At 42.5% G+C, this 24,284-nt stretch carries 21 protein-coding genes; 19 read left to right on the top strand and 2 right to left on the bottom strand.

Annotated elements, in window-relative coordinates:
• Nucleotides 1–29 precede the first annotated feature (29 nt).
• The gene (locus G603_RS0104080) at nucleotides 30–1,106 is read left to right on the top strand and encodes a S66 family peptidase (RefSeq protein WP_051207442.1); all 1,077 of its coding nucleotides are present in this window, start codon (nucleotides 30–32) and stop codon (nucleotides 1,104–1,106) included.
• Here the strand turns inward: G603_RS0104080 and G603_RS0104075 are convergent.
• Entirely contained in the window at nucleotides 1,099–1,881 is a 783-nt protein-coding gene (locus G603_RS0104075) for a Cof-type HAD-IIB family hydrolase (RefSeq protein ID WP_051197392.1), read from the bottom strand. The two genes, G603_RS0104080 and G603_RS0104075, sit on opposite strands and share 8 nt — an antisense overlap.
• A 188-nt stretch (nucleotides 1,882–2,069) precedes the next feature.
• Here G603_RS0104075 and larC point away from each other — a divergent pair, with 188 nt between their 5' ends.
• The 10 genes from larC (at nucleotide 2,070) to G603_RS0104025 (ending at nucleotide 13,192) form a co-directional block, all read left to right on the top strand.
• Nucleotides 2,070–3,266, top strand: a complete 1,197-nt coding sequence (larC, locus tag G603_RS0104070; protein ID WP_330367505.1) for a nickel pincer cofactor biosynthesis protein LarC — start codon at nucleotides 2,070–2,072, stop codon at nucleotides 3,264–3,266.
• 18 nt (nucleotides 3,267–3,284) lie between these two features.
• A complete protein-coding gene (locus G603_RS0104065; RefSeq protein WP_035791907.1) occupies nucleotides 3,285–4,469 on the top strand; it encodes a MalY/PatB family protein in 1,185 nt (394 codons plus the stop codon).
• A gap of 40 nt (nucleotides 4,470–4,509) precedes the next feature.
• Nucleotides 4,510–5,940: a TldD/PmbA family protein gene (locus G603_RS0104060; RefSeq protein ID WP_026669400.1), complete on the top strand. Its 1,431-nt coding sequence runs from the start codon at nucleotides 4,510–4,512 to the stop codon at nucleotides 5,938–5,940.
• 124 nt (nucleotides 5,941–6,064) lie between these two features.
• Complete coding sequence (locus G603_RS0104055; protein WP_026669399.1) at nucleotides 6,065–7,345, top strand: metallopeptidase TldD-related protein; 1,281 nt, start codon at nucleotides 6,065–6,067, stop codon at nucleotides 7,343–7,345.
• An 86-nt stretch (nucleotides 7,346–7,431) separates the two neighbouring features.
• Nucleotides 7,432–7,704, top strand: a complete 273-nt coding sequence (locus G603_RS0104050) for a hypothetical protein (RefSeq protein ID WP_026669398.1) — start codon at nucleotides 7,432–7,434, stop codon at nucleotides 7,702–7,704.
• A 105-nt stretch (nucleotides 7,705–7,809) separates the two neighbouring features.
• The gene (gene hisS, locus G603_RS0104045; RefSeq protein ID WP_026669397.1) at nucleotides 7,810–9,078 is read left to right on the top strand and encodes a histidine--tRNA ligase; all 1,269 of its coding nucleotides are present in this window, start codon (nucleotides 7,810–7,812) and stop codon (nucleotides 9,076–9,078) included.
• Nucleotides 9,079–9,152: 74 nt separating this feature from the next.
• Nucleotides 9,153–9,782 carry a 4'-phosphopantetheinyl transferase family protein gene (locus G603_RS19160; protein WP_196808040.1) on the top strand — a complete coding sequence of 210 codons (630 nt, stop codon included), beginning with the start codon at nucleotides 9,153–9,155 and terminating at the stop codon, nucleotides 9,780–9,782.
• A 33-nt stretch (nucleotides 9,783–9,815) separates the two neighbouring features.
• Nucleotides 9,816–11,210, top strand: a complete 1,395-nt coding sequence (locus tag G603_RS0104035; protein ID WP_035791904.1) for an MATE family efflux transporter — start codon at nucleotides 9,816–9,818, stop codon at nucleotides 11,208–11,210.
• Entirely contained in the window at nucleotides 11,211–11,873 is a 663-nt protein-coding gene (locus tag G603_RS0104030; protein WP_026669395.1) for an HAD family hydrolase, read from the top strand. It begins immediately after the preceding gene.
• Nucleotides 11,874–11,890: 17 nt separating this feature from the next.
• Complete coding sequence (locus G603_RS0104025) at nucleotides 11,891–13,192, top strand: HlyC/CorC family transporter (protein WP_035791902.1); 1,302 nt, start codon at nucleotides 11,891–11,893, stop codon at nucleotides 13,190–13,192.
• A gap of 68 nt (nucleotides 13,193–13,260) precedes the next feature.
• On the opposite strand, the gene G603_RS0104020 is transcribed toward G603_RS0104025, so the two are convergent.
• The gene (locus G603_RS0104020) at nucleotides 13,261–13,911 is read right to left on the bottom strand and encodes a lysophospholipid acyltransferase family protein (RefSeq protein WP_242834831.1); all 651 of its coding nucleotides are present in this window, start codon (nucleotides 13,909–13,911) and stop codon (nucleotides 13,261–13,263) included.
• A 304-nt stretch (nucleotides 13,912–14,215) separates the two neighbouring features.
• On the opposite strand from G603_RS0104020, the gene G603_RS19155 reads away from it, so the two are divergent.
• The 8 genes from G603_RS19155 to G603_RS0103980 all read left to right on the top strand — a co-directional run bounded on the left by G603_RS19155 (nucleotide 14,216) and on the right by G603_RS0103980 (nucleotide 24,214).
• Entirely contained in the window at nucleotides 14,216–16,192 is a 1,977-nt protein-coding gene (locus G603_RS19155) for an alpha-glucosidase (RefSeq protein ID WP_051207438.1), read from the top strand.
• 4 nt (nucleotides 16,193–16,196) lie between these two features.
• Nucleotides 16,197–17,681 carry an MFS transporter gene (locus tag G603_RS19150; protein ID WP_051207436.1) on the top strand — a complete coding sequence of 495 codons (1,485 nt, stop codon included), beginning with the start codon at nucleotides 16,197–16,199 and terminating at the stop codon, nucleotides 17,679–17,681.
• Nucleotides 17,682–17,779: 98 nt separating this feature from the next.
• Nucleotides 17,780–19,204 (top strand): SLC13 family permease, encoded by a 1,425-nt coding sequence (locus tag G603_RS0104005; protein ID WP_026669392.1) that lies wholly within the window; start codon nucleotides 17,780–17,782, stop codon nucleotides 19,202–19,204.
• Nucleotides 19,205–19,389: 185 nt separating this feature from the next.
• Nucleotides 19,390–20,076: a transaldolase family protein gene (locus G603_RS0104000; RefSeq protein ID WP_026495288.1), complete on the top strand. Its 687-nt coding sequence runs from the start codon at nucleotides 19,390–19,392 to the stop codon at nucleotides 20,074–20,076.
• A 37-nt stretch (nucleotides 20,077–20,113) separates the two neighbouring features.
• Nucleotides 20,114–20,971 (top strand): NAD(P)-dependent oxidoreductase, encoded by an 858-nt coding sequence (locus G603_RS0103995; protein ID WP_026495287.1) that lies wholly within the window; start codon nucleotides 20,114–20,116, stop codon nucleotides 20,969–20,971.
• A gap of 16 nt (nucleotides 20,972–20,987) precedes the next feature.
• Nucleotides 20,988–21,656 (top strand): DUF4867 family protein, encoded by a 669-nt coding sequence (locus tag G603_RS0103990; protein WP_026669391.1) that lies wholly within the window; start codon nucleotides 20,988–20,990, stop codon nucleotides 21,654–21,656.
• A gap of 46 nt (nucleotides 21,657–21,702) precedes the next feature.
• Nucleotides 21,703–23,043 carry a fucose isomerase gene (locus G603_RS0103985; protein WP_026669390.1) on the top strand — a complete coding sequence of 447 codons (1,341 nt, stop codon included), beginning with the start codon at nucleotides 21,703–21,705 and terminating at the stop codon, nucleotides 23,041–23,043.
• Between the two features lie 22 nt (nucleotides 23,044–23,065).
• The gene (locus G603_RS0103980) at nucleotides 23,066–24,214 is read left to right on the top strand and encodes an ROK family transcriptional regulator (RefSeq protein WP_026669389.1); all 1,149 of its coding nucleotides are present in this window, start codon (nucleotides 23,066–23,068) and stop codon (nucleotides 24,212–24,214) included.
• Nucleotides 24,215–24,284: the final 70 nt, after the last annotated feature.

The raw sequence follows: 24,284 nt of genomic DNA, 5'->3' as shown, positions 1-24,284 counted from the left end.
ATACTGCTGATAAAAAGGAGGAGAACAGTATGATAAAAAGACCTGAATATATTAAACCAGGATGTAGTATCGGAATCACAGCACCTTCTTTTGGGCCATCCAGCGAGCCTTATTATTCAATGTATGGTTATTCCAAGAGAAATCTTGAGAACAGAGGCTATAAAATTATTGAGGGTGATACCCTTTTTAAAAATGACGGGATCGGAATAAATACAGATCCCAAGGTAGCTGCCGCTGAGCTTGTGGAATTCTATAAAAGGGATGACATCGATGCAATTATCTCTGCCGGGGGCGGCGAGTGCATGAATGAGACCATAACCTATGTGGATTTTGAAGCTTTGAAAAATGAGAAGCCCAAGTGGTATCTTGGCTATTCGGACAATACTAATTTTATTTTCCCTCTTGTTACAATTTCAAGAGTGCAGGGTATATATGGGCCGTGTATTTCGGGCTTTTCAAAAAAATGGGAGAAGCCTGAGTTTGACGCTATGGCCGCTCTTGAGGGAACTCAAACAGAGTTTTCCGGTTATGAGAAATTCGTTGATCCTGCAAAAGAAGAGAAGCCCTCTGAAGAAATTACGGATTATTCAAAGGTGAACTTTGATGTTCCCTACGAATATAATTCGGATAAGATTCTTACAAGCTTTGCGTGCGACAGCGGCAAGGCAGTCAAGGTAGATGAAAATACTGAGATAAATATGCAGGGAATTCTACTTGGGGGCTGCGTTGACGTTCTTGCAAATCTTGTGGGAACAAGGTTTGATAAGATGAAGGAATTCAATAAAGATTTTAAGGATGTTATCTGGGTTCTTGAAGCCTGTGACCTGACACCTCTCAGCTACAGAAGAACCATCTGGAACATGAGAGAAGCGGGATGGTTTGACAGTGCCAAGGGCTTTGTAATAGGTCGCCCTCTTACAGCTTTTGGAAGCGAGATGATGGGGGCAAATCATTTCAATGCCGTTACGGATATTGTGGGCGAGCTTGGAGTGCCTATCGTAATGGATGCGGATATAGGACATATTGATCCTGCAATGCCCATTGTAATGGGAGCTGAGGCCAAGGTATACGCAAAAGGAAATGATCTAAAGATAAGTCTTAAATAAGCTCAAAATGCTTAAGGGCATTCCAGATGCCGTCGTTATCAAGAGATGTTGTGATGTAGTCTGCGTAGTCTGTAAGGTCATGGTAGGTTTCACCCATGCCTACACCAACGCCTGCTGCGAGCAGCATCTCTTTGTCGTTTATGCTGTCACCGAAGGCAAAGGTATTTTCAATTGATTCACCAAGAAGATCGCAGACCTTCTCGATTCCTGTACCTTTGTTGAAGCCCTTGGGAACCATCTCAACAACGGTGTCTGAATGAATTATGTAATCATAGAGGTCTGAGAGCTTATCGAAGCACTCATCTCTTTTTTCAACAGGAATCTCTGTTGCGCAGGAGAGTTTATTCATCTCCCAATTTCCATAGCATTCATCGATGCCCCGAAGGTGTGAGCCCATCTCAGCGATTATCTTATCGCCGTACATATCACCCTGAAAATCCTTAAGCTCCAAATAGAGGTGTGTAGGACCTTCAAGGATTGGCTTAAAGCCATATTCTCTTACTGTTTCGATGGTTCTTATGGCATCCTCTTTTGGAATGAATCTTTGGTAAATAACTTCATCTCCAAATTCAATCATGGTTCCGCAGGCTGATACGATGCCGTCAAAGCCGATGCCAAGCAGATTTTCATTGGTGATAAAAGCTCTGGCGCGGCCGGTGTTTATAAAGCACTTGTGACCGTTTGCTCTTGCCTGTCTGATTCCTTCTATTGTCTTTTCGTTGATCTCGTTTTTATAGTTCCAGAGTGTTCCGTCGATATCGAAAAATAAAACCATTTTTAACATCCTTTTCTAGGAATACTTACCGCGAATGCAGTAAATAAGCCTAAAATCATTTCTATATATGATACCACATTTAACAATATTGGTCGTGATAAAGTGTCCATAGATTGATATAATAACATAAGGTTTAAAAGATTCACCAACTAGCAACAATTGACGAGAAGTATTTTAATGAGGACATGATGATGAAGACTTTATATGTGGAATGCAAAATGGGCGTTGCCGGTGATATGCTATCAGCTGCACTTATAGAGCTGTGCGATGACAGGGAAGAGATATTAAAAGAGCTATCTGAGCTGGGGATTCCCGGGGTTACCTACGAGCTTACAAAAAGTGAAAAATGCGGAATTATGGGTAGCCATCTGGAAGTGAAGGTAAATGGTGAAGAAGAGATAAGTGAAGATGTGGGGCATGAGCATCATCATAGCCATGAACATGAGCATCATCACAGCCATCACGTACATAGACACCTTAAGGATATCGAAGAGATCGTTAATTCTCTTAAGATGAGTGAAGCTGTAAAACAGGATGTGATAAATGTTTACAAACTGATTGCTGAAGCTGAAAGTAATGTCCATGGCGTAAATGTAAATGAGATTCATTTTCATGAAGTTGGAAATATGGATGCAATCGCTGATATTTCCGCGGTATGTCTTGTCATGAACCGCCTTAAAGTAGATAATATAGTGGTATCTCCAATCCATGTTGGAAGCGGTCAGGTTAAGTGTGCCCATGGAATTCTTCCTGTTCCCGCACCTGCAACCGCATATCTTCTAAGGGGAATTCCCAGCTATAGCGGTGATATTAAGGGCGAGCTTTGTACTCCTACAGGGGCAGCGCTGGTTAAATATTTCGCGTCAAGCTTTGGAAATCAGCCTGTTATGAGTATATCCAAAATAGGATATGGTATGGGCAAAAAGGACTTCCCTCAGGCAAACACTGTAAGAGTTATGCTTGGCGAAGATACAGATATGATGGACAGCGTCACTGAGCTTGTCTGCAATCTTGATGACATGACTCCCGAGGAGATCGGTTTTGCCACAGAGCGCCTTATGGAAGAAGGAGCCCTGGATGTTTTCACCACATCCATAGGGATGAAAAAGAACCGCCCCGGCGTAATGCTGACGGTACTTTGCAAAGAAAATGCAAAGGATGAATTTGTAAAACTGATTTTTAAATATACTACAACTATCGGCATAAGAGAGAGCATTTGCAGACGCTATGTTCTTGACCGCATAGAGAAAACTGTCTCCACACCTGATGGGGATATTCGAATTAAGGAAGTAAGCGGCTATGGTGTAAGCCGTCAGAAGAAGGAATACGAGGATCTGGCCAGGATCGCCAGGGAAAAGGATTCCGGAATTATAGAGAGAAAATAAATATCAGAGGTAAAGACAATGTACGATTTTTTAACATGTCCTGACAGAACAAAATCTTTTTCCTACAAGTATAAGGATATGTTTGACAAAAATCCTGACATCCCTGAGGGCGTGATCCCATTTTCCGTAGCGGATATGGAATTTAAAAATGCTCCTGAGATTATAGAGGGATTAAAGAAATATATTGAGAATACGGTTCTTGGTTATACGGCACCATCCGATGGATTTATTGAAGCAGTCTGTGGATGGATGGAAAAGCGCCACGATTACCATATCGAAAAAGAGTGGATAGCCCTATCAGACGGTGTGGTTCCTGCACTGAGCGACCTTATCAGGTCCACCACAGATGAGGGCGATGGCGTAATTATTCTGACTCCTGTATATTATCCTTTTAAGGGCTCAATTGAAAAAAATAACAGAAAAGTGGTGAATGTGGATCTTTTACATGATGATTCTTCATACACCATAGATTTTGACGGCCTAAAAAAGGCAGCAGCAGATAAAAACAACAAGCTTATCATATTCTGCAATCCTCACAATCCGGTTGGAAGAGTGTGGACAAAGGAAGAGCTTAAGCAGGTTTATGATATCTGCGTTTCAAATGATGTTTTCATAATCAGTGACGAGATTCATAACGATCTGATAATGCCGGGCTATGAGCATACTGTTATGGCCAATGTGGCTGAAGATGCAGGAAAACACATGGCGGTATGTACTGCACCAAGTAAGAGCTTTAACCTGGCAGGACTTCAGACTTCATGCATCATTATTGAGGATGAGGACAGGAGAAAAGCCTTTATAAACAGCCGTGCCAAAGGACATAGAGGAGTAGTCAATGCCCTTGGAATGGAGGCCTGCAGAGTAGCATATACTGAATGCGAAAAGTGGCTTGATGAATGTATAGAAGTGATAGATGGCAATGCGAAGTATATGAAGAGTTTTCTTAATGAGCATTTCCCTGAGGTGAAGGTCTATCCCCTTGAAGGCACCTATCTTTTATGGTGTGATTTTGGCGCATACGGACTTAGCTGCAGTGAACTTGAGGAGTTTAATATCAAGGATGCGCTTTTGTTTACCGACGAAGGATACCTTTTTGGTGAAGCGGGTAAAGGCTTTGAGAGATTCAACATCGCATGCCCAAGACATAAGTTAGAAGAAGCCATGCAAAGGCTTTTGAATAATTCTGATAAGATCAGAAGATAAATGATCGGGGAGCTGGTGAAAAAGAAAGGGGTTTTATTATATGAAAGCAATTTTTTCAAACTATCTGAAAGAGCTTGCTCCGAGCCTTAAAAAGCTCATAGATGAGCTCTCATCGGATTATGATTATGTGAGCGTTCTTGCTACGGATTCCAAGGGATTTTCCATGCAGGCTTCACAGAGAAACAAGTCTCTTACAGGAGAGACAATGATGACTGAGAGGGGCTGCGTTGTACGAGTTTACAAGGACGGCCTTTACAGCGAATATGCCTTTAACAGACCTGAAGCTGACGTTAGTGCGATGGCTTCCAGGTTAAAGGGGATTCTTGATGATCAGATTTCCATTTTAAAAAGAACATCTACTGAAGTCTTTGACACAGCAAAGCTTGAGGACGAGCCCTGCGAACTTTTTGTGGAGATGGAAACAGATGTAATGCCTGAGGATGCTGATCTTGGTGCTCTTATGAAAAAGTTAAAGAGCTACAGCGATAAGGCAGCAGGTCTTAAGGATTATATGGTAGATGCTGTTGTTTCCGCTAAGTCAACACATGTATGTAAGATGTTCCTTACCAAAAACAGAGATATGAGACAGAGCTATGTTTACACTGAAGGATCTGTTGTTGCCATAGGTGTAAAGAACGGCAAGAACTCAATGGCAATTCAGGGTGTATCAGACAGAAGCGGTGTAGGCATAATCGACGGCCTTGAAGAAAAGGCAGAGCTTGCTGCAATAGAAGTAGGCGAGATGCTTGATGCATCACCTGTTGTACCCGGTGAATATGAGATTGTAACAAGCCCTGAGGTTACAGGACTTATCGCTCACGAGGCCTTTGGTCACGGCGTTGAGATGGATATGTTTGTGAAAAACAGAGCCCTTGGCGCAGAGTATATCGATAAGAGAGTAGGTTCAGATCTTGTTTCCATGCACGAGGGTGCAAACGTCGTTGTTGATGTTGCAAGCTATGCTTTTGATGATGAGGGAACTCTTGCTGGTGATGTTACAGAGATAGATCACGGTATTCTTAAGACCGGTGTTTGCGATGCTCTTTCTGCCCTCAGACTTGGAACAAAGCCTACAGGAAACGGTAAGCGTGAGAACTTTGAGCACAAGGTTTACACCAGAATGACCAACACTATTTTTGACAGCGGCGAGTCTACCAAAGAAGAGATGATCGCTTCTGTAAAGAAGGGTTACTATCTTGAAGGAATGTTCTCAGGAATGGAGGATCCCAAGCATTGGGGAATCCAGTGTATCGTCGCAAGAGGAAAAGAAATCATCGACGGTAAATTTACAGGTAAGGTTGTTTCTCCTGTTGTTATGACAGGTTATGTTCCGGATCTTCTTGGTTCCATTTCAATGGTAAGTAAGGACCGCGAATCCTTCGGTACCGGCGGCTGCGGCAAGGGCCACAAGGAATGGGCAAAGGTTTCAGATGGCGGCCCGTGCCTTAAGGCAATTGCGAGACTAGGCTAACTGCGATGACTTGGCGAAGTTGTTTTGAGCCTAGTCAGAGCTGTTGTTCCGGCTAACGAAGTGAGAGCGGAACTTCCTTGTGAAAAAGGAAAAAAATTATATACATAATAAGAGGATATTCAAAATGACAGATAAAATAGTAGAGATCCTCAGGGCATCCGGTGCTGATGCCTTCGAGGTTACAGATACAGTTACACTTGCATATGAATTTTATTTTATTAAGCACAAGCTTGATCAGAACAGAGTAAGAGACGTTGAGCACATTAACGTAAAGGTATTTAAAAAGCTCGAGGACGGCAAGGTGATTGGAAGCGCATCCGGTGAGATTTATCCCACACTTACAGAGGATGAGATAAAGAGCGAAATTGATAAGCTTATTTCAAGAGCTGAGAACGTGCAGAATCCGTTTTATGAGCTCAACAAGCCTGTAGAATTTGAGGCTTCAAAGAATACTGATATTGATGTATCAAAGATTGCGGAAGACTTTGTTAATACCATGAAGGAGATTCCCGAGACTGATACAGAGGACCTTAACTCATACGAGATTTTTGTAAATAAAAATAAGTGCCGTTTCATCAACTCTGAAGGCATTGATGTTTCCTACGAGTACCCTTCTTCAATGGTAGAGGTTGTTGTTAATGCCAGAGATGAGGCACATGAGATTGAGCTTTATCGCATGTATGAGGGCGGCACCTGTGATAAGGAAGGCCTCAAGAAAGACATTACTGAAGTTTTAAAATATGGTAAGGATAAGCTAATTGCAGGTCCTACTCCTCAGCTTGGCAAGGCAGCGGTTGTGTTCCCTACAAGCGATGCTGTTATGCTCTACCACTATTTTGCAGGTAAGAGTGATGCAGGATTTATTTACAATCATTATTCAGATTGGGAAATCGGCAAGGATATTGCTCCCAAGGCAAAGGGCGATAAGGTGACTCTTAAGGTTCTTAGGAACCTTCCCAATTCATCCAAAAACTTCGATGTGGATGAAGAAGGTGCAGTTATCAAGGATACGGTTCTTCTTGAAAACAATATACCCAAGACCTTCTGCGGCGGCAGAAGATATCGCTGCTATCTTGGAATAGAGGGATCTTCCATGGCTTACAACTACGAGGTAAGCGGCGGCAGCAAGACCATGGATGAGATCAGAAGCGGAAAGTATCTTGAAGTGGTAGAGTTCTCAAGCTTTGAGGTTGATTCAATTTCAGGCGATATCGCCGGAGAGATAAGACTTGCTTACTATCACGACGGAGATAAGGTTACACCTGTAAGCGGCGGTTCTGTTTCAGGAAGCATGTTCAATTTCGTAAATGAGATGTACATGTCAAAAGAACAGCGTCAGTACGACTTCTGCCTTATCCCTGCGCTCACAAGACTTGAAAATGTAACTGTAACCGGAATAGAATAACAGCAGACGTGGGCGGACTTGTATTTTTTGTTCCGCCCATATATTATGTGTGGAGAATGTTCATTTATTTTTATGTGGGGTAAAACATGGCAAAAAATTTTGGCCAGGAACTTGAAATGACTCAGACAGGACTCCTTACGTCCAAGTCAGGTAAGACCTTTATCAGAATTTATTTCGTGAGAAAAGGTATAAATGGCGAGGAAGCCAGCGCTGAGGGCATAATCCCGGGCTACAAGATCATGAAATCTGAAGGCTTCGAGCCTGACGAGATCGCAGCTCTGGAGTTTTACATCAAACAGAACCGCGAGGACATAGTGCTCCGCGCTAAAAAGCTAAGTAACCCGTGGAATTGGCTGTAAGCACTTGGCGAGGTTTTGTCGAGCCTAGTGCGCGCGTGTTCTGGCGAACGAAGTGAGAGCAGAACTTCCTTGCAAATTTATATAAAAGAAAGAAGAGGAATAAAAATGGCATTGATTAAAAAGCCTGTAACAGGTATGAAGGATATTCTCCCTGAGGAGATGAAGCTGAGAGATTATGTAATAGGTATCATTAAGGAGACCTATGCGGGATTTGGGTTTACATCAATCGATACTCCCTGCGTTGAATCACTTGCAAACCTTAACAGTAAGCAGGGTGGAGAGAATGAGAAGCTTATCTTCAAGGTAATGAAAAGAGGAGAGAAGCTTAACTTAGAGACAGCGAAGGAAGAGAATGACCTTACAGATTCTGGTCTTCGTTACGATCTTACTGTTCCCCTTGTAAGATATTATTCAAATCACCAGAACGAGCTTCCTTCACCCTTTAAGGCACTTCAGATGGGCTATGTATGGAGAGCTGACAGACCTCAGAAGGGCCGCTATCGTCAGTTCATGCAGTGCGATATCGATATCCTTGGCGAGGCAACTAACCTTGCAGAGATAGAGCTTATCCTTGCTACAACCACAACTCTTGGAAGACTCGGATTTAAGGGCTTCCAGATCAGAATAAACGACAGACGTATGCTTAAGGCTATGGCAGCTTACAGCGGATTCCCGGAAGAGAGCTATGATTCTGTTTTCATCACTCTTGATAAGATGGATAAGATCGGTCTTGAGGGGGTTGCAGAAGAGCTTGAGAAGGATGGCTTTGATAAGGCCAGCATCGATAAGTACCTTAACCTGTTCAAGAATGTTGAGGATAAGGGTGCAATCGACGGAATCAGATTCCTTGCTGATGAGCTTGGCGATTTCCTTGATGCTGATGTTAAGAACAATCTTGAAGAGATCATTTCAAGTGTCGACACCACAAAGAGTGCTGAGTTCGAGCTTGTATTCGATCCCACTCTTGTTCGCGGAATGAGCTATTATACAGGAACAATCTTTGAAGTTGCTATGCCTCAGTACGGCGGAAGCTGCGGCGGTGGCGGACGCTATGACAAGATGGTTGGTAAGTTCACAGGTCAGGATACACCTGCCTGCGGATTCTCAATCGGATTTGAACGTATCATCATGATCATGATGGATGAGGGCTTCAAGATTCCCGATGAGAAGGATAAGGTAGCTTTCCTTGTTGAGAAGGGTATCGGCGGCGAGCAGTTATCAGATATTATCGCTGAGGCTCAGAAGGAAAGAGCAGCTGGTAAGCAGGTTCTTGTTGTTCGTATGAACAAGAATAAGAAGTTCCAGAAGGAGCAGCTTACAGCTCAGGGTTACGAAGAGTTTAAGGATTTCTACAAGACAGAACTTAAGCACTGATGAAAATCTATTATTGCAACGTTCATAATCTAATAGAACAGGCGAAGGCCGATGATTCGGTTTTAGAAGCCCTTATGAAAAGGGTGGATAAGACGCGAATAGAGAAGGCTTCTCGTTTCAAAAGACTTCCCGACAAGGTCTGCAGCCTTGTGGGAGGAGCTCTTGTTCAGAATGCTCTAAAGGATTATATCGCAGAGAATGAAGCGCGAAAGTTTTCTTCCGAGGATGTACTTGACATAAGCTACGTCTTGGTAGAAAATGGTAAACCGTACGTTAAAAATTATCCGAGTTTCCATTTTTCACTATCTCATTCAGGTGACTATGTGGCTTTGGCTGCGGCCGGTATTCCTGTTGGAATTGATGTGCAGGAAGAACGGGTATCGGATTCAGATAAGCTTGCCGAGAGATTTTTTTCTGAAAAAGAAAATGAGATGTTAAGGAAGATAGCAGATGATGAAGAACGTTCACACATGTTTTTCAGGATCTGGTCTGCAAAGGAAGCTTACATAAAAATGACCGGCCATGGACTTCAGGAAGACCTGAGCGGTTTCCATATATCCTTTGATGATATGGAAATTCGCAGAGGAAGTCCCGAAGTAACTGCCGGTTATATAATAGAACCTCTCCCCCTCATTGGAAACGTTCTTACAGTATGTATCGGAGAGAGGACGGATAATATTAACCTTAATGAGGTTGTTTTTTGATTTGTTTGTGCGGATTTGCACAGGGTTATTAAAATGAGTGCTGGTAATAAGAAATACGAAATAGACATGACGGAGGGGGCTCTTCTGCCGAAGATTCTCCTTTTTTCTATACCACTGATGATCTCAAGCGTTCTGCAGCTCCTGTTTAACGCAGCGGATATCGTGGTTGTGGGACAGTTTTCCGGTGATGAGACTATGGGTGCAAACTGCGTTGCGGCCATCGGATCAACGGGATCTGTTATCAATATGCTCCTTAGTGTTTTCATGGGGCTTTCTGTAGGCGTGAATGTTCTTGCAGCCAGATATTTCGCAGGAAAACAGAAAAAAGAGATGAGCGAGACGGTTCATACTACTGTTGCGCTGGCTCTTATCGGCGGTGTGATCATCGCTGTAATCGGTGTTCTTGCATCCAAGCCGATTCTTGGCCTAATGGGATCTCCCGAGGAAGTAATCGATCTATCTGCTCTCTATATGAGGATATATTTTGTGGGAATGCCCGTGACGCTTCTTTACAACTTTGGAGCTGCCGTTCTTAGGGCAACCGGGGATACCAGAAGACCGCTGTACTACCTAATGGGTGCAGGCGTAATAAATGTTATCCTCAATCTGATTTTTGTAATCCTTCTTCACATGCATGTTGCAGGAGTTGCTCTTGCTACCATTATTGCGCAGGCAGTATCCGCAGCTCTTATCGTAAGAGCGCTTATGAAGACAGAAGAAAGCTATAAGCTTGACCTTAGGAAAATCCATGTGAACATGGATAAGGCTAAGAGGATTATCAGAGTGGGCCTTCCTGCAGGACTTCAGGGAACAATCTTTTCATTTTCAAATGTTCTTATTCAGTCTTCTATAAATGAGTTTGGTGCTACAGCCATGGCAGGAAGTGCTGCAGGTGCGAACCTTGAGGGCTTCGTATATATGGCTATGAACTCCATATATCAGGCCTGCGTATCTTTCACCAGCCAGAATGTAGGTGCAGGAAAAGCTGACAGAATAGGCAAGGTTCTTCGTAACTGCCTTGCAATAGTAGCGGTTGTTGGTCTTGCCATGGGTAACCTGTTCTATATTCTTGGACCCAAGCTTGTTGGAATTTACACAGCTGAGCCTGATACAATTAAATTCGGCGTTGAGCGTATGGCGATCATCTGCACCTTGTATTTCCTGTGCGGATGTATGGATGTAATCTGCGGAAGTCTTCGCGGAATGGGATATTCCACAGTGCCTATGATAGTATCTATAGTAGGTGCATGCGGACTTAGAATCGTTTGGATATTGACTATATTTAGAATATATCATTCCCTTACAGTACTTTATATTTCATATCCTGTGACCTGGTTTATAACTGCGTCCGCTCATCTTATAAGTTATTTCATCATTAAGAAAAAGGTAGTCTCCAAGATGGGGACCGGGAAGGCAGAGCTTGCATAAATGAGTAAAATTAAGGCAGTAATATTTGATCTTGACGGAACACTTTTGTACACACTTGAGGATCTGATGCTGAGTGCCAATTATGCACTTAGTAAGCATGGTATGGAAACCTGCTCACTTCATGATATACAATACAGAGTGGGGAACGGAGTACAGAAGCTGATGGAACGATGCGTTCCGGGCGGCCTTGAGAATCCGGATTTCCAAGCTGTTTTTGCAGATTTTAAAGAGCATTACAAGGTTCATTGTAACGATAACAGCGGACCCTACAAAGGAATTCCGGAGCTTCTTACAGCTCTTAAGGAAAAGGGTTATAAGCTTGCCATAGTATCAAACAAATTCATGGATGCCACAAAGGAACTGGCAGCTCTGTATTTTAAAGATACTATTGATGTTGCTATAGGCGAGAGAGCAGGTATTCGTAAAAAGCCTGAACCCGATACGGTTATAGAAGCCATGAGGATTCTTGGTGTTACCGCATCTGATTGCGTATATGTTGGCGACTCCGATGTGGATATTAAAACAGCAGCCAATTCAGGCATGCCCTGCATAAGTGTTGCCTGGGGATTCCGCACCAGGGAGGAACAGCAGGAAGCCGGCGGCAAGATATTTGCAGATGTACCGGATGATATAATAAAATTACTTGAGTTTAGATTTTGCTAATTACAGGGGGAATCAAATTGCAGCAAAACATAATACAGTTCGTAATACTTGTTTTACTGGTGTTTATATCGGCGTTCTTTTCGTCAGCAGAGACAGCCATGAGCTGTGTCAGCAGAGTGAGAATAAAGACGCTTGTGGATGAGAATAATAAGAGAGCCGTGGCTGTCTCGCAGATTCTTGATAATTATCAGAAGATGCTATCAGCTGTACTTATCGGCAATAACATAGTTAATCTGTCGGCATCTGCTCTTGCCACTATGTTTGTACAAAGACTGTGGGGCGACTGGGCAGTAAGTATCGGAACAGGAGTCCTTACAATCGCAGTTCTTATAATTGGTGAGATTATTCCTAAGACAATAGCTACAACCTATGCGGAGAATCTTTCACTTTATTATGCAAGGATAATCCTTGCGATCATGTGGATCCTGACACCCTTTATCTGGATCGTTAATGCCATTGCAGATGTGGTGCTTGGAATACTTCGCATTGATAAAAACAGCAAAACTGTCATGACTGAGAACGAGCTTAAGACCTACGTGGATGTAAGCCATGAGGACGGCGTAATCGAGAGCGGCGAGAAGGAGATCATTTACAATATCTTTGAATTCAGTGACGCTGTTGCCAAGGATGTCATGATCCCCAGAATCGATATGAGCTGCGTCAGTGCTGACGCTGAATACCATGAAGTTATGAGAGTCTTCAAGCAGGAGATGTATACCAGAATCCCTGTCTATGAGGATAATCAGGACAACATCATCGGTCTTATAAATATCAAGGATATCGTGCTGGTATCCGATAAGGATAATTTCAAGATAAGCGATTATTTGAGAGAAGCTTATTACACCTACGAATATAAAAAGACAGCGGATCTTCTTGTGGAGATGAGAAAAAATGCTCAGAACGTTGCCTTTGTACTTAGTGAGTACGGCGCTACTGTTGGTATGATCACCCTGGAAGACCTTCTTGAAGAAATCGTTGGTGAGATTCGTGATGAGTATGATACGGACGAAGAAGAGCAGATAAGAGAGCTTGGCGATGGAAGATTCCTAGTAGAAGGAAACATGAAGCTTGATGATATCAATGATGCTCTGGGAACACAGTTTGAATCAGACGATTATGACTCAATCGGCGGACTGATGATAGAGAATCTTGACAGATTGCCAAGAGGCGGCGAGACCACAAAGCTTGATAACGGTGTAGAGCTTACTGCCAGTGCTATCAAGAGAAATCGAATTACAGCGGTACTTGTTTACATACCTGAAGGCACTTTTGATAAAAAAGAGAGCCAGGCTGATACAGAACAGGATACGGAAGAATAAAAAAACGCAGGTTGCAATTAAGTTTGTAACCTGCGTAATTTTTGTATTCACTTAGTTTGATTAGGCTTTTACTTATTTGCCGTTCCTAATGCTTCGGCAATTTTGGATTCGATTAGTTTTTTTACCATATCAGCTATTTCGGTGGTGTTCATGTCCTTATATTCATCGTAGTAGATGGGCTTAAGGAAATGCACCTGTGTAGTCACAGGCTTTAAAGAATTGAGTTCAAAGGGCTTATAGGAATCAACAAGCGCCACCGGAACTATTGGCTGTTTTGACCAGAGAGCCGTCTTGAAGGCTCCGGGCTTAAAGTCCTGCACAGTATTTTGATTGTGATCGTATCCTCCTTCAGGAAAGAGAATGTACCTTCTTCCGTCTTTTACCTCATCTGCCATCTGGCGCATGCTCTTAATCTGAGCACGCATATCATTTTTATCAAGACGAATTCCGCGCAGTAGTCCTATGAATTCATTTGTAAGTATCATCTTTGAACGATCAAGATCTATAACAACACTACAGGGTTCATCGTGAGAATTGATGATGCCAAGAGCATCAAATTTGCCCTGATGATTGGGAATCATTATATATCCACCTTCCTTCGGAAGGTTCTCAACACCGTAGCAGTTTGTTTTGATAAAACAGTTTCGCATAACCTTGCGAACCATGTTTCTGGCGATTTTGTAGCAGTACTCGTTGGAATATTTATCCGGTTTGTTCATGACGAGCCTGCCTTTTATGATGTAATAGATAATCAGAGGTAAAGAGACTATTATCACGTAATAAAATCTAAGCATTAAATAAACCTTTCTTAAATAGGTAGTATATGGTTATATTATACCCTATTTTTTCATTTTTAGATTCTGTATATATGCACAATAGAGCTGTCCATTTTTCTTTATTTATTCACAATTGAGAAAACGCAAAAGTTAATATAGAATGATTTAGGATTGGTTAAAACATTTAATCAATTATTTATTTTGATAATATGACATTAGGGAGGGAATTACAATAGTCTTTGAAAACATGGCCCTTTGCGTGGGAGCAGGGCAGAACAACTTCTCCATGAAAAGGGGGAGCTTTAAGTATAAACAGAGCTTTGACTGGAAAGAACAGTGTGCTTTGAAGGAAACTGTAAGTACTCCCGATGGAACAGAATATATTTACGAATGCAGGAAAACAGGAGAGCTACTAAGACTTAAGGTTACCACAAACGGTGACAGGACTGATGTGAAGCTTACATCAGATTCAGGCAGTGCTTCTAAGATAAACAGATTTTGGCTAAGCTTTCCTACTAATCCGGGTGAACATATCTATGGATGCGGAGAGACCTATTCAGAGTTTGATCTTAAAGGGCAAAACGTAAGGATATGGGTTGCAGAGCATCAGAATGCATCCAGGATTTCCAAAAAGCTTATCAAGGAAAAGCTGAGGGGACCTCGTCCAAAGAAAAAGCTGCCCTTTGATAAATATGAATCTTACTATGTACAGCCCACATTCACATCATCAGATAAATACTATGTTCATGTGGATATGAGCGCTTACGGCGAGTTTGATTTTTCAGTTCCTGACAAGATTACTTTATACACCCAGGAATTTCCGGTGGTTACAAGCGAAAGAGCCGGCACTTTTACAGAGCTTTCTGATAAGCTGACTCATCTTCTTGGCCGTCAGAGAAAGCTTCCTGACTGGATCTATGAGGGCGGTATCATCGCCATGCAGGACTGGATCAAGGATGGCGATAAGGTAAAAGAAGGCTTTGATGGCTGCGGCAATATCGACAGGAAGCTGGAAGAGCTTTCAAAAGAAAATGGCAAGGTTGTAGGTGTCTGGTGTCAGGACTGGTGCGGCTGTCGCTGTACAGGCTTTGGCTATCAGGTTATGTGGAACTGGAGATATAACGATCAGCAATACCCGAATCTTCCATCCAAGATAAAAGAGTGGAAGGAGAAGGGCGTCAGATTCCTTGGATATATCAATCCTTTTATTGCACTTGAGAAGGATATTTACGAGACAGCAAAAGAAAAGGGATACTGCGTAAAGGATAGAAACGGAGACGATTATCTTGTTACGATAACAACATTTCCGGCTGCAATGGTGGATTTCACTAATCCTGAAGCCTACAACTGGTATAAGAATATCATCAAGGAAAATATGATAGGGATCGGCATGGGCGGCTGGATGGCTGATTTTGGTGAGTACCTGCCGGTGGATGCTGTGCTCTATGACGGAGATCCGAAAACTCTTCACAATAAGTGGCCGGGTATCTGGGCACAGATGAACAGAGAGGCCATAGAAGAGTGCGGCGTAGAGGATGAAGTCTTCTTTTTCACAAGAGCAGGCTATACGCAGAGTCTTGGCAGTGCGGCCATGATGTGGACAGGAGATCAGCATGTAGACTGGTCGGTGGATGATGGAATTCCATCTGTAATACCTGCAACACTGTCACTTGCCATGTCAGGATACGGCATAACTCATTCGGATGCAGGCGGATATACCACCATAATGCACATGAGAAGAACTAAGGAGCTTCTTATGAGATGGGAAGAGATGAATGCATTTTCGCCTCTTTTCAGAACTCATGAGGGTAATCAGCCGGGAAATAATGTGCAGTTTGACTCAGATGAAGAGCTTTTGAAGCACACAGCCATGTGCACAAGGATTCATGCAAGGCTTGGATTTTATATTAAAGAACTCGTTGATGAGGCGGCAGAGAAAGGGACTCCCGTCATCAGGCCTGTGTTCTATCACTATGATGAATCCTGGGCTTACAGCGAGATGACAGAGTATCTTTTGGGAAGAGATATTCTGGTTGCACCTGTTCTTGAAGCAGGTACCGACAAAAGGACGGTTACACTACCTGATGATACATGGGTACATCTTTATACAGGTAAGGAGTACAAGAAGGGGATTTGTACTGTGGATGCGCCTGTTGGGAAGCCATGTGTATTTGTCAGAAAAAGCTCAGAGAGATTCGATGAGCTTATCACAATAAGAGAATAATTTAATGGGGTTTAATGAGATGGGTAATAATAGAGAAGATAAGTTTCTTTCAAAATGTGCTTACGGCCTTGCTGACATTTACGGCGGCGGTGCATTTGTTGTAATCAGCACATTTTTCACGGTATTTCTTACAAAGGCGCTAGGAATGTCGCCTGCACTTGCAGGTACAATCCCGCTTATAGGAAAAGTATGGGATGCAATTACAGACCCTATAATGGGCAATATAGTTGACAGAACCAGCTCGAAATTCGGAGCAAAACGTTTTTACATTCTTATCGGAAGTATCATATCTGCTATTACGTTTCTGATGCTTTGGATGAATGCAGGCATTGAGAGCGTGGGCGGACAATATACTTTTTACGCACTTATGTACATGCTGTTTTCAACGGGCTTCACTATCGTAATGGTACCTTATAACGGACTTCTTCCGGATATGATTGATGACTACAATAAGCGAGGCAGCTTTTCCGGAATAAGAACTGTATTTTCAAGCTTTGGTGCAATTCTGGCAGGCCTTGTACCTACCATCATTATCACAGATAACACCAATGCAAGCCTGTATTTTACAGTTGCGATCATTTTCTCAGTGATATTCCTTGTGGTGATTTTACTTACCTTCTTCGGAACCTGGGAAAAGCAGAAGGAACCCGTAAAGGTTCCGTTAAGGAAGAGCCTTGTGCAGTCCTTTACAGTATATAAGAGCTTTTCCTTTAAGCTTTTTATCTGCATCTTCCTTGCAGGACAGGGTGCTGCTGATTTTGTTACAGGCCTTGCGGTTTACTATGTTGATGACGTGCTTAATGCATACTCCGGCGGCCGTTTCACAATCATGATGGGAGTATTGCTTCTTGCTCAGTTTACAGGCACGATACTGTTCTCGATAATCATGCCAAAGACATCTAAGAAGTTCCCGATACTTATCGGCTTCCCTGTGAGAATGATCGCTACTGTTGCACTGCTGTTCCTCTCCTATGAGGGAGCACCTTTTGTTATAATCCTTGTGCTTTCATTCATTATCGGACTTGGTATGGCTGCTTCATCAGTTAGTATCTATGCTATATTGTCCGACATGGCGGATGTGGATGAGCTTATTACCTCAATAAGACGTCCCGGAACAGTATCCGGAATGGCGACCTTCATCAGAAAGATTGCAACCGGACTTAGTTCGACTATAATAGGTATTTGTCTCGCAATGATCGGATATGATGAGAACCTTGCTTCTCAGAAGCTGAGACAGGCAGCAGGAACGCAGATGGGTATTACACAGCTCTATGTTTGGATTCCCGTTGCTTTGATGGCACTGGCGATTGTGTTCGCGGTTCTATTCCCGATGAATAAGCCTGAGTACGATATCATTAAAAAAGAAATTATGCGAAGAAGAGGAGAGGATGATTCAAAGATCACTTCTAAGGAGATCGCTGTATGTGAAAAGGTTACAGGATTCAAATATGATAAACTCTGGAATGAGGATAATGCTCTGAAGTTCTAAGCTAATAAAAGCAGATTTAATTCCGCAGGCTTGTGGTAGTTAGATCTGCTTAAAAAATAAGACAATTGATTAAAATTGTTAATTAAAGGGGAAAAGAAATGAGTAACACAAAACGAGGAATGCACCTGATACTGGGACCTGTGCTGTTCCTGCTGATAAGTCTTTGTCTTGGCAAAACAGGTCTTATCGATTATACCGCTGCAAAGGGTATAGGAACTGCGGTCTGGATGATCTACTGGTGGGTTACAAGACCGGTTGACATAACTGTAACGGCGCTTCTTCCCGGAGTTATAAACGCGATTTTTGATATCGTTCCCATGGAGAATGTTATAAGCCAGTATGCATCAAGCAGTATTATTCTGATCTTCGGCTCATGCCTTTTGACAGCTCCCTGGAGTGAGATAGGACTTGATAAGAGAATATCACTTAAGGCTCTTTCGCTTATCGGACCTTCCATGAAATCTCAGATTACCGTATGGCTCATTGCAGCCATTGTGCTTTCAAACATGATGCCCAACGTAGTTGTAGTTGCTATTTTCACACCTATCGCTGTATCAATGCTGGCGGCAGCAGGTTATAAGGATATCAGAAACTGCGAAGCTGCAACACCTATCCTTTGCGCCATTGCCTGGGGGTCTCAGGTCGGCGGTGCCGGCACACCTCTTGGCGGTGCAATGAACATCACAGCCATAGCCTTTATTGAAGAGTTTACAGGTAAGGAATTTATGTACATTGATTGGATTACCAGAATGCTTCCTTACACAATTATCGCTACAGTAGCAGTGCTTCTTACAATGCTTCTTAAACCCATGAAGACAAACTCTCTTGAGGGAACAAAGGAATATTTTGAAAAATGCTACAAGGACCTTGGTCCCATGAAAAAGGATGAAAAAGTAAGTCTTGTTCTCTTTATTGTAGCTATGCTCGGTTCATTTGTAAGACCATTATATGCGGATCTGATTCCGGGACTTGTTCCTGCATATCTTTTCCTGCTTCTTGGTTTTGCTAACTTTGTTATCGTATCTTTCGAGAAAAAGGAACTGCTTCTTACCTGGGAAAAGGCCCAGAAGGAAGTTATGTGGGGAATGCTTCTTCTTTTCGCAGGCGGCCTTGCTCTTGGACAGATCCTTACAGGCTCAGGTGCTAATGATGCTATCGCCGGTGTGATCTCATCTGCCAACTTAAATGGCGGATTTGTAACAATAATGGTATTTACACTTTTTGCCTGCATTATATCCGAGATGACAAACAGTACAGTATCTGCAGCTGTTGCACTGCCTATAGTAATTGGTGTAACGCAGAAGATGGGACTTAATCCCATTCCTTATGTCTTCACAACAGCAATGGGTATGAACTTTGAATCAATTCTTCCTGTAAGTGTAAGAGCTATTTCCGTATCATACGGTCTTGATCCCGACAAGCTCCTTAAGAATGGTCTGGTGGTAGCTTTGGTGAGAATGCTCATAGCGGTAGCGGTTGGATACGTGACAATGCTTGTATGGCCTGGGTTTGGTACACTATAAATTAAAAACGTTAATCAAAATCACTTTTTCTTTTATGTGACTAATTAACAAAAATAGATTAAACAAATCAAACAAAACGCCAAAGTTAATAAAAACCATATATTAGCTGTTGACTGTAAAATGTGAGGTGCTATGATTATAGTTGCTTAAAGCAATTAACTAATATAGTTTTAGGAGGCAATATAATGAAATTTTTCTTAGACAGTGCGAAACTCGATGAAATCAAATTAGCTTACAATACATTCGGTATTGACGGTGTAACAACAAATCCCCGTCACATCATGTTAAGTGGTAAGCCTTTCATGACAGCTATTACCGATATTGCAAACTGGATCAAGGAAGAGGGTCTTGAGGGAGTTGATAAGTTCCCTGTATCAGTTGAGATCAATCCTCACTTCGATAAGGCAGAGGATATGGTAGAGATGGCAAGAAAGGTTGCTAAGATCAGCCCTAACTTCGTAATCAAGATTCCTGCAATCGAGCCCGGTATCACAGCTGCAAGAATCCTTGAGAAGGAAGGCATCAGAACAAACGTAACTCTGATCTTCTCACCTTCACAGGCTATTCTTCCTGCAAAGAACGGTTCACTTTTCGTTTCACCTTTCATCGGTTGGAAAGAGCAGAACGGTGAGGATTGCAAGGAATATATCAAGAACATCGTAGAGATCTACAAGAACTACGGCTTCTATGGAAAAACACAGATCATCTGTGCAGCAATCCGTACACCTAAGCAGATCGCTGATTGCGCAGTAGCAGGTGCTGACATCGTTACATGCGGACTTGCAGTATTCCAGGATTGCATGAAGCATGCATACACAAACCAGGGTCTTAACACATTCTGTGAAGCTTGGGATAACACAGTTACCGAGTGATCGAAACCTTAAAAATATTAAAGGGAGATAGAGAGATATGAAAATCGGTTTTATCGGACTTGGCATCATGGGAGAGTCCATGTGCGAGAACATAGTAAAAAAGCATGACGACACTGTTTACTGCTTCGACTTCATCAAAGAGAAGGTTGACCTTCTTGCATCTAAGGGGGCAGTTCCCTGCGAGAATTCAGTAGAGCTTGCAAAGCAGTCAGATGTCATCATTTCAATGGTTCCAAAGAGTGAGCACTCAAGATCAGTATACGAGGCAATCGTTGATGTTCTTGATTCGTCTAAGACTTGCATAGATATGAGCACAATCGATCCCAGCGTTTCAGTTGAGATCTCAGAGATGGTTAAAAAGACAGGTGCAGGCTTCATCGATGCACCTGTAGTTAAGTCAAAGCCCGCAGCTATTGAAGGTACACTTGGTATCTACGTAGGCGGCGATGAGAAGACTTACGAAGCTATGAAGCCCATCCTTTTATACATGGGCTGCAACGTAATCCGCATGGGTGATAACGGCAAGGGTCTTGTAATGAAGATCTGTCACAATGCACTTGTTTCACAGATTCAGAACGGTGTTAACGAGACAATCACACTTGCAAAGGCAAACGGAATTTCAATTCCTGATTTTACAACAGCTGTTTCATACGGCGGAGCTGCTAACTGGTACCTTGATGGACAGGCTAAGAAGCTTGAAGCGGAGGATTACACAACAGCATTCTCAATCGAGAATATGGCTAAGGACGTAAACATCTGCGTGAACCTTGCAAAGGAGTGCGGAGTTAAGATGCCCGGTGAAGAGAATGCGCTGAATGTATATCAGACAGCTCTTGACAGAGGCATGGCAAAGGAAGACTTCAGAGCAACAATCAAGGTTGTAAGAGACAGATAATAAACGGGAGACAATGATGATAGACAGACTTAATGAAGTAAATGACGTAAAGATCACTTCCGTTTTTGATGAAGAGTTTAAAACCTACGGAAACATCGTTGAGGGTTACGATTTTTCCGAGATGATCAGATACATGGAGGACAACACAGATATCCCGGAGAATGGGAATGTATATGTAGCTTCCGTTCCGGAGATGGAAAAACTTGGTGTTGTAGCAGATGTTCAGGGATTCTTTTATGGGGACATGCCAATCCAGGTCGGCTACTGCAACGGTAGAAATACTACATACAATGGCTTCGAATATCACAAGGGAAGCGAGATAAATGTTGCGGTAACAGATTTTATGTTAGTTCTTGGACATACCTGGGAGATTGCAGCTGATAACACCTATAAGGTAGAGGACGCAAGAGTGTTCTTTGTACCTAAGGGAACAGCAATAGAGATGTTCCAGACGACACTGCATCTTTCACCGGTAAGGGTATGTGATGAAGGCTTTAAGGGAATAGTAATTCTTCCAAGAGGAACAAACACACCTCTTGACAGAAAGTCTTCAAAGGAAACAGGAGAAGAGAGGCTTCTGCTCCAGAGAAATAAATGGGTAATTTCTCATCCTGAGAGAGAACCACTCATTAAGCAGGGGGCGTTTCCAGGGCTCATCGGTGAGAACAAGGAACTTAAGTATTAACTACAGCAGACATTGATTTTTGGGGAACAAATAAAGAGGTTTTGATATGAATTTTCAGGTGGTATATGTTCCTATCGGAGTAGGAACTTACGAGATGGTAACTGCACATGAGCAGTTTGATAACTCAGCAGAGCTTTTAAAGAAAATTGACAAGGACATAGTTGTTCCTGAAGACATCCTGCTTACAGTAGATGCTGTAGCTGATTTTTTAAGCGATAAGAATCCCGATCTTGTAATTTTACAGAATATTACATTTGCCAATGCAGCTTATGCAAGTGAGGTTCTTAGAAGATTTAATTGTCCTATTCTGCTTTGGACACTTAGGGAGCCTGTCATAGACGGAACAAGACTTCGCAGCAACTCTCTTACAGGAGCATACTCGGCAGCCAATGCTATATGCGCATTCAGAGGACAGGGAAAATTCGAGCATGTATTTGGCGCTCCTTCAGAGGAAAATGTAAAGAGAGAGATCGAAGCTACAATCTTTGCAGCAAGAGTAAAGAAGGATCTTACAGGTCTTAAAATGTCTGCAATAGGTCACACACCCCAGGGCTTCGGTTTTGGTAGAGCGCTGGATGCAGAGCTTCTTAGCAAATTCGGTGTAACACTTGATGCCATCGAAGCAAGAGAGCTTATCAACAAGGCTAAGGCATATACAGATGAGGAGTGTGCTTCTGATCTGGCTGAGGCAAAAGAAAAAGTGGTTGGTCTTGAGAAAATGCCTGAGAACAACATCAAGGATTTTGCAAGACTTTACAAAGCATACAAGGCTTATGTAGATGAAAACCGTATCGGTGCTATTTCTTCACGCTGCTGGCCTGATTTCTTCACAGAATTCGGTACACCTGTATGCATGGTATTATCACTTCTTAATGCGGTTAACATTCCTGCAAGCTGTGAAGCAGACGTATACGGCGCACTTTCAATGTATATCGGAACTGCATTCACAGGTCAGTCCACCTTCTTCGGTGATCCTGTATCAATGGATGAAAAAGAAAGTTCAATCACTTTCTGGCACTGTGGAATGGCAGCATGTAACCTTGCACGTTGCGACACCGGTGCTCAGGTAGGTGTTCATCCCAACAGAAAGATCGGACCTGTTATGGACTTTGGATGCAAGGCTTCAGAGGAAGCTACAATCTTCAGAGTAGGTCGTACAGCAGAAGGTAAGTTCAGATTCTTCATTGCGGAAGGAAATGTTATGGATAAGCCCAAGCAGTTCAATGGCGCTTCTATCGTTGTTCAGACTAAGGAGTCAGCAGAGAAGATTGTTAAAGAAACCATTAAGAATGGTTGGGAACCCCACTATGTAGTTATCTACAAAAATATAGCAGAGGAGCTCGAAAAACTTGGTAATATGCTCGATTTAGAGGTTGTACGTTACTAAAAGAGTTGGATATAATTTAATTATGAAATATCAGGGGATAAATTTAGAAAACGTAAAACTTAGTAACCGTTCTTCCATTCTTCTTTTGCTTAACAACAATGGAGCAATGTCAAGAAAAGATATAGCAGAGACGGTTGGCTTAACAGCCGCCTCTGTTACTTTAATATGCTCTGAGTTGATGGAGGAGGGCATAATCGTAGAACTTGGCGAGGCTGCTGAAGAAAAAAGAGCGGGCAGGAAAAAGATTCTGGTGGACATCAATCCGGAATACAGGAATGTACTGTGCATCGCTGTAGAATCAGATACAACCTACATTGCAGTTACTGATATGAAGGGTAACATGCTTTGCAGCTGTAGCCTTCCCACAGACAAGCATACTAAGCCGGAACAGTTCTTCAGGAATGTTACGGATGAATGTCAGAGGCTTTTCTGGAAAAACAACATTGTCAGGGAGAAGCTCCTTGGAGCTGCTGTAACTATTCCCGGCAGTGTGGACAGAAAAAGAGGAATAAGCCTCAATACATATAGCATCTGGACTGAAAGCATACCGGTCGCTGATCTTATTAAGAAGGATATTGGACTTCAGGTAGTTGTTGAGAACAACCTGAAAGCGTATGCACAGACAGAGGTATATTTTGGCCTTGGACGTACTGTTAGTAATCTTTTCATATTGAAATGGGGCCCCGGTGTTGGTGCATCCATTATCATCGACGGCAAAATCTATCAGGGTTCAAACAAGATGGCCGGTGAGATCGGTCACATGACTGCAGTAAAGGACGGACGCAGCTGCAACTGTGGACGTAAGGGCTGCCTTGAAGCTTATGTTTCAACCAAGGCGATAGCCGACGACGTGCAGGCTGAGCTTGACAGAACCGATGAAAATGCAGACAAGCTCGAAAGAGATGAAAACATAGAGAAGATTATTGACAATAAGATAGATATGTTGGCCTTCAATCTCAAAAACAGCATAAGCATTCTGGATTCCAAGAACGTAGTGCTTATCGGATATATGTTTGAGATTCCCGGCTACATGGAACGCTTTATAAAGGCTTACAAGGAATACGATCCGCTGGTTTCGGATGATTTCTTTGTAAAAACTGATCTTCGTGTAAACAGAGAACATACAGAGGGCCTTGCGGTATTTTTGAATGAAGCGTTTCTTACCGCATAAAACAAAAACAGGATAAAAACTGATATCACTTAAATGAGTCAGATAAATTTATAGCAAAAACACAAAGGGG

Origin of the sequence: Butyrivibrio sp. AE3006 (assembly GCF_000424165.1) — a bacterium.
In the GTDB taxonomy this organism is placed as follows: domain Bacteria; phylum Bacillota; class Clostridia; order Lachnospirales; family Lachnospiraceae; genus Butyrivibrio.
This window is presented reverse-complemented; position numbering and strand designations above follow the sequence as displayed.

Coding starts and splice junctions, on each gene's coding strand:
- G603_RS0103985 (WP_026669390.1), top strand. CDS start 21,703: ATGAATTTTCAGGTGGTATATGTTCCTATCGGAGTAGGAACTTACGAG.
- G603_RS19160 (WP_196808040.1), top strand. CDS start 9,153: ATGAAAAGGGTGGATAAGACGCGAATAGAGAAGGCTTCTCGTTTCAAA.
- G603_RS0104030 (WP_026669395.1), top strand. CDS start 11,211: ATGAGTAAAATTAAGGCAGTAATATTTGATCTTGACGGAACACTTTTG.
- hisS (WP_026669397.1), top strand. CDS start 7,810: ATGGCATTGATTAAAAAGCCTGTAACAGGTATGAAGGATATTCTCCCT.
- G603_RS0104075 (WP_051197392.1), bottom strand. CDS start 1,881: ATGGTTTTATTTTTCGATATCGACGGAACACTCTGGAACTATAAAAAC.
- G603_RS0104060 (WP_026669400.1), top strand. CDS start 4,510: ATGAAAGCAATTTTTTCAAACTATCTGAAAGAGCTTGCTCCGAGCCTT.
- G603_RS0103990 (WP_026669391.1), top strand. CDS start 20,988: ATGATAGACAGACTTAATGAAGTAAATGACGTAAAGATCACTTCCGTT.
- G603_RS0104055 (WP_026669399.1), top strand. CDS start 6,065: ATGACAGATAAAATAGTAGAGATCCTCAGGGCATCCGGTGCTGATGCC.
- G603_RS0104020 (WP_242834831.1), bottom strand. CDS start 13,911: ATGAACAAACCGGATAAATATTCCAACGAGTACTGCTACAAAATCGCC.
- G603_RS19155 (WP_051207438.1), top strand. CDS start 14,216: ATGGCCCTTTGCGTGGGAGCAGGGCAGAACAACTTCTCCATGAAAAGG.
- G603_RS0104035 (WP_035791904.1), top strand. CDS start 9,816: ATGAGTGCTGGTAATAAGAAATACGAAATAGACATGACGGAGGGGGCT.
- G603_RS0103980 (WP_026669389.1), top strand. CDS start 23,066: ATGAAATATCAGGGGATAAATTTAGAAAACGTAAAACTTAGTAACCGT.
- larC (WP_330367505.1), top strand. CDS start 2,070: ATGATGAAGACTTTATATGTGGAATGCAAAATGGGCGTTGCCGGTGAT.
- G603_RS0104065 (WP_035791907.1), top strand. CDS start 3,285: ATGTACGATTTTTTAACATGTCCTGACAGAACAAAATCTTTTTCCTAC.
- G603_RS19150 (WP_051207436.1), top strand. CDS start 16,197: ATGGGGTTTAATGAGATGGGTAATAATAGAGAAGATAAGTTTCTTTCA.
- G603_RS0103995 (WP_026495287.1), top strand. CDS start 20,114: ATGAAAATCGGTTTTATCGGACTTGGCATCATGGGAGAGTCCATGTGC.
- G603_RS0104050 (WP_026669398.1), top strand. CDS start 7,432: ATGGCAAAAAATTTTGGCCAGGAACTTGAAATGACTCAGACAGGACTC.
- G603_RS0104000 (WP_026495288.1), top strand. CDS start 19,390: ATGAAATTTTTCTTAGACAGTGCGAAACTCGATGAAATCAAATTAGCT.
- G603_RS0104005 (WP_026669392.1), top strand. CDS start 17,780: ATGAGTAACACAAAACGAGGAATGCACCTGATACTGGGACCTGTGCTG.
- G603_RS0104080 (WP_051207442.1), top strand. CDS start 30: ATGATAAAAAGACCTGAATATATTAAACCAGGATGTAGTATCGGAATC.